11 protein-coding genes are annotated in these 15947 nt (G+C 69.5%); 7 read left to right on the top strand and 4 right to left on the bottom strand.

Going from position 1 to position 15947, the window contains the following annotated elements:
* Window positions 1-15: 15 nt before the first annotated feature.
* Complete coding sequence (locus tag ACIA8K_RS38260) at window positions 16-885, bottom strand: ketopantoate reductase family protein (protein ID WP_396068386.1); 870 nt, start codon at window positions 883-885, stop codon at window positions 16-18.
* Window positions 882-3251 (bottom strand): MMPL family transporter, encoded by a 2370-nt coding sequence (locus tag ACIA8K_RS38255; RefSeq protein ID WP_396068385.1) that lies wholly within the window; start codon window positions 3249-3251, stop codon window positions 882-884. Before ACIA8K_RS38255 ends, ACIA8K_RS38260 begins: the two co-directional genes overlap by 4 nt.
* Before the next feature lie 322 nt (window positions 3252-3573).
* Between ACIA8K_RS38255 and ACIA8K_RS38250 the strand changes: the two genes are divergently transcribed.
* Window positions 3574-4149 (top strand): TetR/AcrR family transcriptional regulator, encoded by a 576-nt coding sequence (locus ACIA8K_RS38250; RefSeq protein ID WP_396068384.1) that lies wholly within the window; start codon window positions 3574-3576, stop codon window positions 4147-4149.
* A gap of 344 nt (window positions 4150-4493) precedes the next feature.
* Here the strand turns inward: ACIA8K_RS38250 and ACIA8K_RS38245 are convergent, their stop codons facing one another.
* The gene (locus ACIA8K_RS38245; RefSeq protein WP_396068383.1) at window positions 4494-6437 is read right to left on the bottom strand and encodes a DUF4832 domain-containing protein; all 1944 of its coding nucleotides are present in this window, start codon (window positions 6435-6437) and stop codon (window positions 4494-4496) included.
* 119 nt (window positions 6438-6556) lie between these two features.
* On the opposite strand from ACIA8K_RS38245, the gene ACIA8K_RS38240 reads away from it, so the two are divergent.
* The 5 genes from ACIA8K_RS38240 to ACIA8K_RS38220 all read left to right on the top strand — a co-directional run bounded on the left by ACIA8K_RS38240 (window position 6557) and on the right by ACIA8K_RS38220 (window position 13734).
* Window positions 6557-7438, top strand: a complete 882-nt coding sequence (locus tag ACIA8K_RS38240) for a carbohydrate ABC transporter permease (RefSeq protein WP_396068382.1) — start codon at window positions 6557-6559, stop codon at window positions 7436-7438.
* Window positions 7435-8298 (top strand): carbohydrate ABC transporter permease, encoded by an 864-nt coding sequence (locus ACIA8K_RS38235; RefSeq protein WP_396068381.1) that lies wholly within the window; start codon window positions 7435-7437, stop codon window positions 8296-8298. Before ACIA8K_RS38240 ends, ACIA8K_RS38235 begins: the two co-directional genes overlap by 4 nt.
* Before the next feature lie 14 nt (window positions 8299-8312).
* A complete protein-coding gene (locus tag ACIA8K_RS38230) occupies window positions 8313-9647 on the top strand; it encodes an ABC transporter substrate-binding protein (protein WP_396068380.1) in 1335 nt (444 codons plus the stop codon).
* Between the two features lie 21 nt (window positions 9648-9668).
* Window positions 9669-11171 carry a glycoside hydrolase family 36 protein gene (locus tag ACIA8K_RS38225; RefSeq protein ID WP_396068379.1) on the top strand — a complete coding sequence of 501 codons (1503 nt, stop codon included), beginning with the start codon at window positions 9669-9671 and terminating at the stop codon, window positions 11169-11171.
* A gap of 1393 nt (window positions 11172-12564) precedes the next feature.
* Window positions 12565-13734, top strand: coding sequence for an ROK family protein (locus ACIA8K_RS38220; RefSeq protein ID WP_396068378.1), 1170 nt, complete (start codon window positions 12565-12567; stop codon window positions 13732-13734).
* 23 nt (window positions 13735-13757) lie between these two features.
* Here the strand turns inward: ACIA8K_RS38220 and ACIA8K_RS38215 are convergent, their stop codons facing one another.
* Entirely contained in the window at window positions 13758-14564 is an 807-nt protein-coding gene (locus tag ACIA8K_RS38215) for a hypothetical protein (RefSeq protein ID WP_396068377.1), read from the bottom strand.
* 149 nt (window positions 14565-14713) lie between these two features.
* Between ACIA8K_RS38215 and ACIA8K_RS38210 the strand changes: the two genes are divergently transcribed.
* On the top strand, window positions 14714-15919 hold the full coding sequence (locus tag ACIA8K_RS38210) for a helix-turn-helix domain-containing protein (protein ID WP_396068376.1): 1206 nt from the start codon (window positions 14714-14716) through the stop codon (window positions 15917-15919).
* Window positions 15920-15947: the final 28 nt, after the last annotated feature.

Raw genomic sequence — 15947 nt, 5'->3', positions numbered from 1 at the left:
CGGGCCGCAGATCGCCTACCGGCCCCGGGCGCGCAACTGCTCGGCCAGCCGCTCCAGCTCCGCCGCCTCCGTCGCGGGTGACGTGTTGTTGAGTCCGCTCCGGGTGGCCGTCGGGCTGCGCAGGAACCGCCTGATGACCGGCACGAGCACGCCGTCCGGAAGCGCCAGCGCCACGGCGAGACCGCGCGGGACCGGCGGCGTCGGCAGGGCTGCCAGGTCCTGCCGCATGCGGTGAATCATGCCGCGGACCGCGTCCGGGTCGCCGGCGAGCGCCACCGGGCCGCCCGCCGCGGCCGCCGCCTGCCCGAGGGGCACCGCGATCGCGGCGTGCGTCATGAGCCAGGCGTCCATCCGCGGCTCGGCCTTGGCGTGGAGACCGGCGGAGCGGAACATCCGCACGATCCGCTCCAAGCGAGGGCTGTCGTGCCCGCCGGGTTCGCCGATCGACAGCGGGACGCGGCGGGTCAGGAAGCCGGGCGCGCGGTAGCGGACCACGTCCCCGTGCATCGTGCCGCCGCCGGTGGGAAAGCCGAGCAGCACTCGCTCGTGGCCGATCACCGCGCCGAGCGGTTCGGCGCCGGCCGCCCAGGCGTGCAGGAACAACACGTCGCCGCCGAGATCGGCGACCGATTCCAGGACCGGGTCCACCTGATGGGCACGGACCAGAACGGCGATCAGGTCGTACCCGCCCGCGGGGTTCCCGACCACGGGCACCGGCACCCGCCTGACGACCGGGCTGTCCCCCTCGGCGAGCTGAACGCCGTGCCGGCGCAGGGCTTCCAGGCGCGCGCCGCGGGCGAGGAGCGAGACGTCGTGCCCTGACTCGTGCAGGCGGACCGCGAGCAGGCTGCCGAGCACGCCGGCGCCGTAGACAAGCACCCTCATGCCGGACTCCGCTCGGAGAGGCCCACGATCGGTGCGACGGACGCGTCGTCGCGCCGGTCATGTGGTTCCTCGCCGTCGTCGTTGAGCCGGTGATGGAGTTTGTCGCCGTCGCCGTCGAGCTGGAGGCGGAGTTTGTCGCCGTCGCCATCGCCATCGCCATCGCCGTCGCCGTCGATGCCGCCGTCGCCGTCGAGCCGATGGCGGAGTTTCTCGCCGTCGACGTCGAGGTCTGGTAGGAGTCGGTCAAGCCGGCCGGGCAGCCACCAGGCCGCCTTGCCGAGCAGCGTCATCACGGCCGGCACGATCGTCATCCGGACCACGAACGCGTCGACGAGCACGGCCACGGCGAGCGCGAAACCGATCGACTTGATGACCGGGTCGGGCGCGATGATGAATCCGGCGAACACGCTGACCATGATGATCGCGGCCGCGGTGACCACCCGGGCGCCGTGGCCGAAGCCGGTGATCACGGCCTCGCGGGCGGCGGCGCCTCGCACGTGGTCCTCGCGCATCCGGGTCACCAGGAACACCTGGTAGTCCATGGCCAGGCCGAACACGATGCCGATCAGGATGACGGGCAGGAAACTGATGATCGGCCCGGTCCGCTCGACGCCGAGCAGGCCGGCCGCCCAGCCCCACTGGAAGACCGCCACGACAGCGCCGAAGGTGGCGGCGACGCTGAGCAGGAACCCGAGCGTGGCCTTGATCGGCACCAGTACCGACCGGAACACCAGCATGAGCAGCACGAACGCCAGACCGACCACGACCGCCAGGTACGGGACGAGCGCCTCGCCGAGCTTGGTGGAGACGTCGATGTTGATTGCGGTCAGGCCTGTGACACCGATGCGCGTACCGGCGATGGTGCCGTCCAGGCGCCGGACGGCCTGCACCAGGTCCCGGGTGCTCGCGTCGCCTGGTGCCCCGGCCGGGACGACTGTGAGCAGCGCGGTGTCCCCGGCGGGGTTGACCGCGCTGGTGGCCGCGGCGACGACACCGGGCAGCTCGGTGATCCGCTGCGCCACCTGCGCGGCGGAGGTCTCGGCAGCGCCGGCCGGGGTGTCGACCACGACGGTCAGCGGCCCGTTGAAACCGGCGCCGAAGCCGGCCGCCAGCAGGTCGTAGGCCTTGCGCTGGGTGCTGTCCGGTGCGGCGGTACCGTCGTCCGGCATGCCCAGGCGCAGGTCAAGCGCCGGGATGGCGACGATGCCGAGCGCAGCCACGGCGACCAGGAGCACGACGACCGGCCGGCGGGCAATCCCGCGAGCCCAGCGGAGCCCGGCGGTGGTGGTCCGGTCAGCCGCGAGATCGCGAGTGGCACCACCAACCGCAACGTCCCGGCTGAGCCGGCTCCGGGCGCGTCTGCCGAAGATCCGGGGGCCGGCGAAGCCGAGGAGCGCGGGCAGCAGTGTCAGGGCGATGACCACGGCTACCGCGACGGTGAACGCCGCCGCCAGGCCCATCTGGGTCAGCAGCGGCACGCCGACGACGGAGAGTGCGGCCAGCGCGATCACGACTGTCATCCCGGCGAACACGACCGCTGAGCCGGCGGTGCCGACAGCCCGGCCGACGGCATCAAGCGGATCGCGGCCGTCGCCGAGTTCCTGGCGGTAGCGGGAGACGATGAACAGGGCATAGTCGATCGCGACGGCGAGGCCGAGCATCAGCGCGAGGACCGGCGTGGTCGAGGACAGGTCGACGAAGCCGGTGGCGGCGGTGACCGCGCCGACGCCGACGGCGATGCCGAGCAGCGCGGTCAGCAGCGGCAGGCCGGCCGCGACAAGCGACCCGAACGTGATCACCATGACGACGGCGGCCACTCCGACGCCGATCACCTCGCCGAGGCCCTGCTCGTTTGGCGGCTGCAGCGCGTCGCCGCCGACTTCGACGGTCAAGCCCGTCCGGCGGGCCCGCTCGGCGATGCCGAGGAGCGCGTCCCGGTCGCCGTCGGTCAGATCCTGCGTGGCCACGCGGTAGGTCGCCTGCGCGAAACCGACGACGCCGGCCTGGTTCACCGCTCCCGGGGCGAACGGGTCGGTCACGGAGACCACCTGGGGTGCCTGCCGTAGCTCGTCGACGGCCTGTGCGACTGCCGCTTTCGTGGGCGCGTCGGTGAGCAGTTGCCCGGCGGGAGCGGCGAACACCATCCGTGCGGTGGCGCCGCCGGCCGAGGCCTGCGGGAACCGTCCCTCAAGCAGGTCGATCGCCTCCTGCGACGGCGTTCCGGGGATGCGGAGCGCCCCGGACGTCGGGCCGGACAGCGTCGCGGCGCCGGTCAACGCGGCCGCCAGGACCGCCAGCCACAGCCCGGTGACAAGCCATCGCCGGCGGAACGTAAACCGGCCCAGCCGGTACAGGAATGAAGCCATCGTGAATCTCCTCCGGAAGATTGGTGTGCTCCGCAAGCTAGCCGATCGTGCAGTCCGAAACTACACGATCGTGAAGTTGTTCACTTTACGATCGTACAGTCGACGGCTTCACGATCGTGCAGTTGCCTCCTGAACGATCGGCCAGTTAGGCTTCGAGACACCACCGGGTTCGGCGCCTCGCGCACCAACGGGTTCGGCGCATGGCGCACCATCAGGTTCGGCGCCCGCGCCCGCCGGGTACCGCGCGTCGCGCCTACCGGTGCCGCGCGTCGCCTACCGGGTGCCGCGCGTTGTGCACCACCGGGTTCAGCAAGGAGGACGCATGTCCGTGACAGCCGTCCGGGCGCCGGACAGCCGGCACCGTTTCGTCGACGCCGCGATCCACCTGTTCGCCCGGCGCAGCTTCGCCGGCACGTCGCTGCAGATGATCGCCGACGAGGTGGGTGTCACGAAGTCGGCCGTGCACCACCATTTCCGCACCCGGGAGGAGTTGCTCACCGCGGTGGTCGAGCCGCTTGCCGCGGAGTTGCGGGCAGCCGTGGAGGTGGCCGAGACGCAACGGAGCCGGCGAGGGCGCGCGGAGCGCATGCTCACCGGCTTCATCGACGTGGTCATCCGCAACCGCGTCCTGGTCCCCGTGCTTGTCGGCGATCCCGGGGCGATCGAGATCCTGCGTTCGCACGCCGACTGGAGCGACCTGGGCGAACGGATGCTCAGGCTGCTCGCCGACGTCGATCCCGGCGTGGGCGGGTGGATCAAGGCCGATCTTGCCGTCTCCGGGATCGCCTGCGGGATGGGCATGCGGGCGATCGAGCTCGACGACGACGTGCTGCGCGAGCACCTGGTCGGCGCCGGCCGGCGCATTCTCGGGCTCCGTGCCCCGCGCTGCCTCCGCTGACCGGGTCGGCAGCCGATCCGGTGCGGGCCCGCAGCCCGTCCGTCGATACAGACTCTCACCCCGCGCCGGCCGCAGATCGGGCTCGGCAGATGAGGCGGTCTCCTTGTGTGACGGCGCGGACCGCCGATGCGAAATTACGGCAAGGGCGAGATTTTAGGATCGCCGCGCTGGAGGTGCCGCGCGGCTTCCGGCCTGGTCGCATCGGCCGGCCAGACTCCCGGGCGGCAGGAGACCGTCCCTGGCCGCACCGGCCGGCCCCGCTCTCGACTTGCTGGGAGACCCTCGTACCGGCCGAGAGTGCCGCGCCGGCCGGCCGGTTCCCCAGCCGGCCGGTGCGGCGATGGTCAGCCGACCGTGATGCGGTCGATGTCGGGCGCCCAATCGGACGCGTTGGCGATCGTGACGGTGTTGGTGCCGGCCGCCAGGCTCACCGAGACGGTGACCGAGCCGACTGACTCCCAGCCGGAGGTCGCCGGGAAGCTCACGGACTGGCCGTTGATGGTGGCGGTCCGCGCGACCGCCGAGGCGTAGTAGACGGTCACCGTCTTGGTGCCGGCGCTGCTCGCGGACACGCCGTTGAACGAGAGCGTCGCCCCGTTGCCGAGGTAGCCGACCTTCGAGGTGCCCGAGCAGCCGCTGCACGACGCCACAAGCGCGCCGCCGGTCCGGGTGTTTCCGGAGGCCTCGGCCTCGTAGCTGACCGGCGTGCCGCCGTTACCGGAGCCGACCGCGACGTCGCCGAGCCCGACCCAGCCGTCCGCCTGCTGCGTGGCGTTGGCGAACCTGAGCTTCTTGGCGTTCGAGGAAACCGACTCGAGCGGGTTCTTGACGCGCAGCACCCACTGGTAGCCGCCCTGTGCCACCCCGCTCAGGTCGACGCCGGTCTGGAAGTAATTGGCGTAACCGAAGTCGCGGTAGCCGCCGCCGGTGTTCCAGTCGGGGAAGTCGCGGATGGTGCGCGGCTGGACGGTACGCAGGTCCCACGGGGTGTCGAAGGTCTTGACGACGGTCCCGGCGCTGTTCTTCAGGCCGAGCGTCACCTGCCACGGGTAGTAGAAAGGCGCCACGCCGGTGTTGCTGATCCGCACGCCGACGTTCGTGCTGCCGCTCGCCGTATTCGTGAAGTAGGCGTTGTCGACAGTGAGGTTGTAGCCCATCAGCCGCACCGCCGCGGCCACGTTCGCGTCCGTGGACGAGTAGCCGCCGCTCCCCTCATTGATCATCCAGGTGGCGTGCGTCAGCTCGATGCAGGCCTTGAGGTTGTCGACCGCGCCTGACCCGTTCGGCCAGGACTGGAACGCGCTGGACTGGATCTCGGGCCGCAGCTCGCCGCCGATCGAACTGGTGATCCACTTGTTCTCGACGCCGGCGTCGAGCGTGCGCTGCAGCTGGCCGTAGGACGCGCCGCCCATCGACACCGGAAGCGTGACACCCTGCAGCGGCGATCCCTCGCGGAAGCAGAACGAGTCGTCGTGGTAGCCGATGTCCCGGCTGTTCGCGGCACCACCTGCCGCGCCCGGGTAGCGCAGTTCCAGCTTGGTCTTGTTGAACGTGGTGTCGAACGCGGCGATCAGCGCCGCCCCGTTGGCGTCCGAGGGCATGTAGTTCGGCAGGCCGTCCGCGGTGTCCGTGTCGTACGGCCAGGTGTGCCACTCACCCCAGAGCCCGACGAGTCCCATGTGGATGAAGCCGAGTCGCGGGTCGCCGTCGTAGCGCGCGCCGAACGCCGCGATGAAGTTCCGCAGCGCGGTGTTCAGGTACGCGTTGTCGTAGTCCGGGTGCGTGACGTTCCAGTAGGTGTCCTGCCGCATCGCCACGGTGCCGTTGAAGCAGGCCGGGATCGCGTTGGCCGGGTGCGTCGCCTGACCGCCGGGGTACGTCATGTACACCCGGATCACCGCCTGGTTCCCGTAGCTCGCCGTCTCGGCAAGCATGCTGTCGATGATCGACCAGTCGTAGCTGCCGCAGTTCGACGCGCTCTTCATGATCTCGGACAGCCCGAAGTAGCCCCAGGTCAGCGCGTGCGGATAGCCGACGTTCTGGTTCGCGCCGGGCGTGTAGAACTTCGCCCAGCCCTTGAGCGGATTGTCGAGCGGGCCGGGTGCGGCGGTCAGTGGGTGGGACTGCAGTGCCGGATCGGGGTTCGCCGGCGCGGACGGCCGGGGTGGCGGCCCGGCCGCGGCGGCCTGCGCCACCGGTGACCCGGCGAGGGTGAGCACGCCGGCCAGCGTCAGCACGCCGGCGAGCGTGGCGGCCAGGGCGAACCGGCCGCGTCTGGGTGTCTTCATGTCGCTCCCGAGGACGAGGGGATTATGAAGAGGTGTTGACAAAATTTCGAAGGACCACATCATTATTCGAGAGCGGGACGGCTGGCAAGAGCCCGCCCGGCACGAATCTGAGGCAATCGATGAGCGCGATAAGACGACGCGACGACCGTCGCGCGGCGTGGTGGTTCCTGTTACCGGTGCTTGTCGGATTCGCCGTCTTCTACGGCTACCCGGCGATCCGCGGCATCTGGTACTCGGTAACCGATTACTCCCTGATCAACACGCCCACCTATGTGGGCGCCGACAACTACGCGAAGCTGGCCGGCGACGCGGAGTTCTGGAACTCGCTGATGGTCACCGGCTGGTACGTGGTGCTCAACATCGGCTCGCAAACGCTGCTGGCGCTCGGCATCGCGACGCTCATGCACCGGCTGACCAGCTCGCTTGTACTACGAGCCACGCTGCTGCTGCCCTGGCTGGTCCCGAACGTCACTGTCGGCCTGCTCTGGGTGTGGCTGCTCGACACCAACCTCGGGTTCGTCAACCACCTGATCACCGCGATCGGCCTGAGCCCGGTCGGCTTCTTCACCGACGCGACGTGGGCGCTGCCGTCCATCGCGGCCGTCAACACCTGGGCCTACACCGGGTACACCGCGCTGCTGCTCTACGCGGGCATGCTGCAGATCCCGCAGTACCTCTACGAGGGCGCGGCGATCGACGGCGCGGGCGAGGCGCGGATGTTCCGCTCGATCACGCTTCCGCTGCTCCGGCCCGTACTCGCGATGGTTCTGGTGATCTCGTTGATCGGGTCGTTCCAGATCTTCGACACGGTCGCGGTCGCCACCCGCGGCGGCCCGGTGAGCGCCACCCGGGTCATCTACTACTACATCTACCAGCAGGCATTCAACTACTTCAACATGGGGTACGCCGCGGCGGCCGCGATCTGCCTCGCGCTGATCCTGGGCGTGCTCACCGCGGTCCAAATGCGCCTGCTGCGCGCCTCAAGTTCGGACCTGGCATGAAGAAGATCCTGGCCTGGGCCGTGATGGCCGTCGTCGTGGTGCTCACGATCTTCCCGTTCTGGTGGATGGTCCGCACCGCGCTCACCCCGGCCGCCGACCTCTACACCGACAATTTCGGCCTGCTCCCCCACGACCCCACGCTGATCAACTTCGCCCGGATCCTCGGGCTGACCACCGAGGCGGAGGCCCGTGCAGCGGGCGGCTCCGGCGCGCGGGTCGACTTCGCCCGCTACCTGGTCAACTCGATCGTCTACTGCGTGCTTATCGCGGGCTTCCAGACCCTGTTCTGCGCGATGGCCGGCTACGCGTTCGCCCGGCTGCGGTTCCCCGGGCGGAACCTGGTCTTCGGGATCCTGATCGCCGCGCTGATGGTGCCGCCGATCTTCACGCTGTTGCCGAACTTCGTGCTGGTCAAGGAGCTCGGCCTGATGAACACGATGGCCGGGATGGTCGCGCCGACCGTACTCATGACGCCGTTCGCAGTGTTCTTCCTGCGCCAGTTCTTCCTGTCGCTGCCGCGTGAGGTGGAGGAGGCCGCGATCCTCGACGGCAACGGGCCCTGGGGGATCTTCTGGCGGGTCGCGCTGCCGATGAGCCGCGGGCCGCTGATCACCATCGGGCTGACCACGATCGTGTGGGCCTGGAAGGACTACCTGTGGCCGCTGCTTGTCGGCCGCGGCGAGGAGAACCGCCTGGTCACCGTGGCACTGGGCGTGTTCCTGCAGCAGTCGCCGAACACGGCGCCGGACTGGACCGGGCTGATGGCCGCGTCCACGCTCTCGGTCCTGCCGGTCCTGATCCTGCTGCTCCTGATGGGACGACGGCTGGTCCAGTCCCTGAATTTCACCGGAAACAAATAGAGAGAGGCACAGTCATGAAGCGTGTTACCCGGGCCGGGGCGGCGCTGCTGTCCCTGGCCGTCCTGGCCGGTTGTGGCGGCGGCGCCGGAGACGACGGCGACGTCACCATCAGCTACTGGCTGTGGGACGACAACCAGAAGGCGTCCTACCAGGCCTGCGCGGACGCGTTCACTGCCGCCAACCCCGGCGTGAAGATCGAGATAACCCAGTCCGCCTGGACCACCTACTGGCAGAACCTCACCACCCAGCTCGCGGCCGGTGAGGCACCCGACGTGTGGACCAACCAGGGGTCGTACTACCCGCAGTTCGTGGCCGCCCACCAGATCCTCGACATCCAGCCCTACGTCGACGCGGACAAGGTGGACCTCACCCGGTACCAGGGCGGCCTGGCCGAGCTGTTCACCAAGGACGGCGAGCGCTACGGCCTGCCGAAGGACTGGGACACGATGGCGCTCGTCTACAACGCCGACCACTTCGGCAAGCAGGGCATCGACCCGGCCTCGCTGAAGGACCTCACCTGGAACCCGGCTGACGGCGGCACGTTCGAGCAGGTCATCGCGAAGGCCACCGTCGACGCGAACGGCCGGAACGGGCTCGACCCCGCGTTCGACAAGTCGAAGGTCGCCACCTACGGCTACCTGCCGGAGTGGGCGGACGGCTCGCAGGGCCAGAACGGCTGGGGCAACCTGGCCGCCAGCAACGGTTTCACGTACCTGGACACGAACCCGTGGGGTACCTCCTACAAGTACGACGACCCGCGCCTGGCCCAGACCATCGACTGGTTCAAGGCGCTGATCGCCAAGGGTTACAGCCCGTCGTTCGACAAGGCGTCCACGCTCAGCAACGATGCGCTTCTCAACGCGGGCAAGGGTGCGATGACCACCTCCGGCTCCTGGATGATCAACAGCTACCTGGGTGACTCCGCGAAGGTCACGTTCGCCTACGCACCGCTGCCGGCCGGGCCGCAGGGCCGCAAGACCGCGATCAACGGGCTGTCGGACGCGATCTGGGCCGGCACCCCGCACAAGGACGAGGCCTGGAAGTGGGTCAGCTTCCTCGCCTCCGCCAGGTGCCAGGACATCGTCGGCGCCAACGCGGTCGTCTTCCCCGCGATCACGTCCGGCGCGGACAAGGCGCTCGCCGCCCACCAGGCCAAGGGCCGCGACGTGCAGGTCTACGTCGACGCGGCCGCGGCGCCGAACGGCACGTTCTTCCTGCCGATCACCGAACACGGCAACGAGATCAGCACGATCGTGCAGGGCGCGATCCAGTCCGCGGTGCTCGGCCAGACCGACTCCGCGAGCGCGCTGAAGAAGGCCAACGACCAGGTCAACGCGCTCTTCAAGTAGCGCCGCCCACGAAGGAGAACCATGGCACTGCTCATCGAGCTGGCCGGCCGTACCCTCGCACTCGAATTCGACGGCCCCGGCACTCCGCAGGCAGCCGACGGGGGCCTGATCCTGCCCCCCGGTCGTGTCGCGCTGCTTCACGGACTGGGCGATGCCCTGTTCTACCGGCACGGGCAGAACTCCTGGAGCCCGTGCGGCTGGCGGCGACTCACCGACCCGCCGCTGCGGATCGCGAACCCGCAGCGGCGCGTCACCGCCGACGACGACATCTGGGACGATCCGGCCCGGCACCACTCGTCCGCGGTGGCCGCGCTCTCCTCCGACAGCGGCGACGGTGACGTGCTGCTGCTCGGCGCGCTCGGCCTCGGCGTCCCGCGGCTGCGGGCAGATCAGGACACGATCGCCGGGTGGTACGAATCCGGAGCCGCACCCTGGTTCGTCGCCTACGGCCCGGAGGAGGAGGTGTTCGCCGCCTACACCCGGCAGCTCGCGGACCGGCTCGGCAGCAGCGACAGGCGGGCCGGCAACGTCTGGTGCTCCTGGTACGCCTACTACGAGGGCATCACCGAGCAGCAGCTCGCCAAGGACGTCGACGACCTGCGCGGACTTCCGTTCGACGTGGTGCAGATCGACGACGGCTGGGAGCGGATGGTCGGCGACTGGCAGCCGAACGACACGTTCCCGTCCGGCATGCGGGCGCTTGCTGACCGGATCACCGACGCGGGCATGACGGCCGGGCTGTGGCTCGCGCCGTTCATCGCGCTGCCGGAGTCCCAGTTCGCGCGGGAGCACCCTGAGCTGCTGCTTCGTGACGCGCACGGCACCCCGGTGATCGCCGGCCACAACTGGGGCACCGGTTACCACGCGCTCGACCTGTCCCGGCCGGAGACGCTCGACCACATCGCCGCGCTGATCCGCCGCGTCGTCCACGAATGGGGATTTAAATATTTAAAGTTGGACTTCATCAACGCCGGCGCGGTACCCGGCTCCCGATTCGTCACCGTTGAGCGCGAACAGGCCTACCGCACCGCGCTCACGCTGATCCGCGAGACAGCGGGCGACGACGTCTACCTGCTCGGCAGCGGCGCGATCCTGCTGCCGTCGCTCGGCCTGCTCGACGGCCTGCGCAGCGGCCCCGACGTCGCACCCATGTGGCAGAACTACGCAAGCGACGACCCGTCCGACGCCATGGCCCGCAACGCCGTCGTCAACACGCTCCACCGCCTCTGGCATCAGCCGCTCGCCGAGGTCGACCCGGACGTCATCTACTTCCGCAGCCGCCTCAACCTCCTCACCGACGGGCAACTCGCCTGGCTCCGCGACCTCGCCGACATCACCCGCTTCCGCGCCGTCTCCGACCCGCCGAGCTGGCTCACCGCCACCGAACTCGCCACCCTCACCGACTACCTGGCCGCCCACCCCGACATCCGGCGACTCGGCCGCTACCGCTGGGAGATCGACGGCCGCGAGGTCGACTTCACCCCCGCCATCACCCCGGAGACCCAGGCGTACCCCATCACCTGACCGTCCCCACCCGCCGCGCCGCCTCACGTCCCGGGCGGCGCGGCCGGACCTCCCCAGATCCTCAACGTCAAAACCCGATCAATACCGATCTTCCCGCACCCGCGGTGGCCCAGCCCGCATGCTCCCGCGGGCGCTCAGACCCGCCGTGGGACAACCCCCGACGTGGTCGAGGGCGCGGTGCAAATCCTCACCGCGCACGCGGCGAACCCCACCCACGTCTTGCCGCACCGGTAGTAGCCCAGCCCGCACGCTGCCGCCGCTGTTGCGGTTGCATCCTGCTTGACACTGAGCGAGCCGTTGCCCATGTCAGGCGGCCCGGCTACCGCGGAATCAGCTCAAGCGTGTCCCCGGCGCCTGCCCGAAATATCGCCAAAAGTCACCCGCGGCTGACCCGGTGCAGCTGTCACCGCTGCCGCCCCTGTTGCGGGCGCATCCTGCTTGACACAGAGCGAGCCGTTGCCCACGTCAGGCGGCCCGGCTACCGCAGAATCAGCTCAAGCGTGCTCCCGGCGCCTGCCCGAAATATCGCAAAAAGTCACCCGCGGCTGACCTGGTGCAGCTGTCACCAATGACCAACACCCGATAGATCAACGGCCAGGTGAGACATGGGCACGTCATTCGCGACGAATAGCGTGCCCAAGCCTCACCTGACGCCACCCACCCCGCCACACATCCCCGCATCTAACCCATATCGCCACCGTCGGCGACGGCAACGAGTCCTGCACGCAGGATCGCCGCCTCCAGAACTCCTCCGGCCCTGACGAGCCGGAAAGGTCGGCACTCGCCCGCCTAGCTCGACGATGCTCACCGTAAATCCGGAAGATCAGTACGTCCCGCGGGATCAGGAGCGGCGTGCTCCATACCGAAGGACGAAACCCACACGAAACCGGAAATGTCATCTCATAAGCACCTGCCGGTGGAGTGGCCGGGGATGGTCAAGATCCTTGTTTTGCTCACGGTCCTTTCCCGGCGGCGCAAAGGACCGTGAGCAAAACAAGGATCTTGATTCCCGCATAGTGGAAGATCCATTTCCGGCCGGCGGGCTGGACGGTCTCGCCGGACATGGACCCTGAGCCCGAAAGCCCAGTAACGCCCACCTGCGACCCACCGAACCGGGCAGGAGAGCATCCGCACCGGCCGGAGGCCCGCGGCCCGACCGGGTCCATTTCAAGATCAAAAAATGCCGAGCGGCATTGTGACCGGTGCCCGCGGGAGCATGCGGGCCGCAACCACCGCAGAGTGGGAAAGCGCAATCTTGATCTTGCCCTTGGTGGTCGGCAGTGGGGGTGACGGGGCGCTCGCGGAGGCAGGAGGGCCGGGGCGGCGCGGGGCGTATTTTGTAAAGATCAAAGCGTATTATGGCGAGGGTGACCGCACGTGAAGAGGACCTGACGTGACCGGGCCGGCGACGAGCGGGGTGGACCTGTCGCGGCTGCGTGAGCTGAACTCGTTGAGCATCGTGCGGGCGTTGCGCAGCCATCCGCCGTCGACAGTCACCGAGTTGTCGCAGCGTACGGGCCTGTCCCGGCCCGCGGTCGACGTGATCGCGCAGGGCCTGGTGGCGGGCGGCTGGGCGGGTGTGCTGGAGCCGGGGGCGAACAGCGCGGTCGGGCGGCCGGCGCGGCGCTACCAGTTTCGGGCGGGCGCGGGGTTCGTGATCGGCGTCGACGTGGGTGTGCACAAGATCCTGGCGCTGCTTGCGGACCTGGACGGCACGATCGTGCACTCGGTCCGGCAGGCGGTCGCGGCGGACGCGGAGCCTGCCGCACGCCTCGCCGTGCTCGACACGGTCCTGGACACCTGCCTGGCCGAGGCCGGAAAGTCGGCGGCGGACATCTGGGCCGTGACCGGCGCTGTCACCGGCGCGGTCGACGCGTCCGGGCGGACCAGTTTCTCCTCGCCGCTGCCGGGCTGGAAGAGCGTCAACCTTGCCACGCATCTGGACGCCCGGTTCGACTGCCCGATCCTGATAGAGAACGACTGCAAGCTCGCCGCGCTCGCCGAACGGTGGAAGGGCGCGGCAAGCGACGCGGACGACATCGTCTACCTGCTGGCCGGCCTGCGGATCGGCGCCGGGCTGATCATCGACGGTGTGCTGCGGCGCGGCTTCGGGGGCGCGGCGGGTGAGATCGGCGCGCTCAAGCAGGTCCGCTGGCTGGACGCACCCGCACATCTGCAGAACTGCCCCGGCATCCCGTCCACTGTCGGCCCGGACGATGCCGCGGCCTGGGTGTTCACCGCGGCACGCGACGGCGACCGGGCGGCACGGGCCGCGGTGCGGCGCTACGTCAAGGACCTGGCGATCGGCGCGGCCGCGCTGGTGCTGGCGCTCGACCCCCAGGTTGTCATCTTCGGCGGCGGCTTCTCCCGGTCCGCCGATCTGGTGCTTGACCCACTCCGCCAGGAGCTCGAACGGCTCTGCCTGCGCATGCCGGAGGTGCGGGCATCGACGCTCGGCGCCGACTCGGTGGCGCTTGGCGCACTGAAGCTGTCGCTGAACGAGGTCGACGAGCGCCTGTTCAGCGCCGGCCTCTCCGCACCGGTAGCGCCACGGCGCCGCTGAGAGACGGCTGCCTTGCCCGCGGATCAGGTCGCGGCCGCGTCACGCACCGCCGCCCACAGGTATGTGACCTCAGTGAGCGCCCGTCGGATCAGCGGTAGCTGATGGAGGCCAAGCAGCCAGCCGCTCGTCTGCCCGTCCTCACGAATGGAAAGCGAGGCGAACGTGTGGGCGCTCGGGCGGCCGTCCGGCGAGAATGCGGGCTGAACGAGATAACTCCAGATCGACTGAAGGTCCGCATCAGCGGTGATGAATTTCGGTATCGAGCGGTGCGGTTCGCGCGAGCCTTCGCCACCGGCACACCACCGCGGGTGAAGGACGCCGTCATCGCGCAACTGAGGTACCGAATCGGCCGCAAGGTACTCGGTCTCCTGGACGATTGTGATGAACCGCGCGGTGAGCGTGCCGTCCAGGCGAAGCACCTTTCTGTCGCAGTCCGACTCCTCCACGCTGATCAGCAGCTGTTCCTCGTCTATATCAGGGCTCTGCACCAGCCCGATCCGGACCTCGGTGTCGTCCCCGGGCAAGGCGGCCGGGAACACCTCGGAACGGTGCTTTTCTCCGGATGTTTCCTCACGCGTGCACCAGATCGGGTGCGGGGACGCGGTCAACCCGAGCAGGGTGTTGATCGCCCCCTCTCGGATCGCCTGGACGAATTCCAGCACGGCACGCTCGGGAAGCACCAGCGCCGGGCCGGTGGACTCGGTAGAACTGCGAAGTGCGAGCCCACCGGCGGGGGCCGGCGCGATCTGCAGCCGCTCTCCGCCCTCGGCGGGGTCACCGTAGGCAGGGCCCCAGCCGTCGAGGACATCAGCGTTGGCAAGGTAGGTCATGTCAGCGGCTCCCATCAGATGTGCACGCGTGTGTGGGGTGCACCAGGCTCGTGAAAGGACAGTAGATCCGCCGCGGGTGCACCTTGGTGCAAAGACGCACCAGTGTCGTACCGTGGGTATGCCGCTCACGTCGTCGGGAGGACATCCGCATGTCGCGAAACTCCAGTCAGGACGTCGCCGTCGGGCAGCGGATTCGGGACCGGCGTGTGCTGCTGCGGTGGACCGTGCGTTATACAGCCGATCGGGCGGGGATATCGCACTCCACGCTCAGCCGGATCGAGCGGGGCCAGATCAGCGCGGACAATCGCATCACGCTGGCGCGGATCGCCGAGGCGCTGAAATGCCCGGTGACGGATCTGACCGGGCTGCCGCAGGATCCAGTGTCCAGGGATCAGGCGGAGACCGGCGGCGCGATCTATGAGACCGTGCGCTCGTTCGTGGAGGCGGATCTCGATTATCCGCCTGAGACGCCGGCCCACCCCTGGGACTTCCTCACCGCGGAGCTCGAGCTCGTCCGGGATTTGCGGGTCAGGTGTGACTATGCGGGGGCGGCGAGCCGCCTGCCGTTGATCGCGCAGGGACTTCACACGGCCACCGTCGGGGAGAACCGTGCCGACGCGCTGCGGAGCATGGTGCTCGCCGCGGACACCGCGAGCTTCATCGTCCGCTACCTGGGGCACCCGGGGAGCGCATGCCTGGTGGCCGATCGGGCGCAACAGGCCGCGGAGGCACTGGAGATCCCGTCCCTGCTGGGCCTCGCGGCCTGGGACCGGGCCCACGCGGCGACCGGCATGGGCCTCTACAACCGTGCGCTGGCGATCGCATCGCGGGCGGCTGAAATCTTGGAGCCGCACTACGGGACGGAGGACGCACCGGAGATGCTCGGCCAGCTCTTCATGATCCAGGCCTTTTCGCTGTACGCGCTGGGCCGGAAGGACGATGCGCTGGCCCGGGTCGCGGAAGCGGAGACGATCGCGGCGCGCACCGGCGACTCCCCCGCGTTGCGGCTGAAGTTCGGCCCTACCAACATCAGGTTCTGGAGGATCTCGATGGAGGCCGACGGTGACTCGCCGGGCCGCGCGGTCGAGCTTGCCCGGATCACGAATCCGGCCGCCATCGAGTCGATCGCCCGCCAGGCCGCGTTCTATGCGGACACCGCCCGGGCGTTGGCCCGCACCGGCGCCGACGAGGCCGCGATCCGCATGATGGCGACCGCGTACCGACTCGCGCCGCAGCGCACCGGGCGTAACCCCCTCGCGAAGGAGACCGTGCGCGGACTGCTGGAGCGTGCCAAACGTGGGCAGGGGTGGCCGGAACTACGCAGCCTGGCGGAGCGGATGGGGATCGGCGCCTGACTGCCGTGCGGCTCCGGGCGACGAGTGC

The sequence above is a fragment of the Catenuloplanes sp. NPDC051500 genome, assembly GCF_044454585.1.
GTDB lineage: Bacteria > Actinomycetota > Actinomycetes > Mycobacteriales > Micromonosporaceae > Catenuloplanes.
The sequence above is the reverse complement of the archived record's forward strand: the minus strand, read 5'-3'. Positions and strand labels throughout refer to the sequence as shown.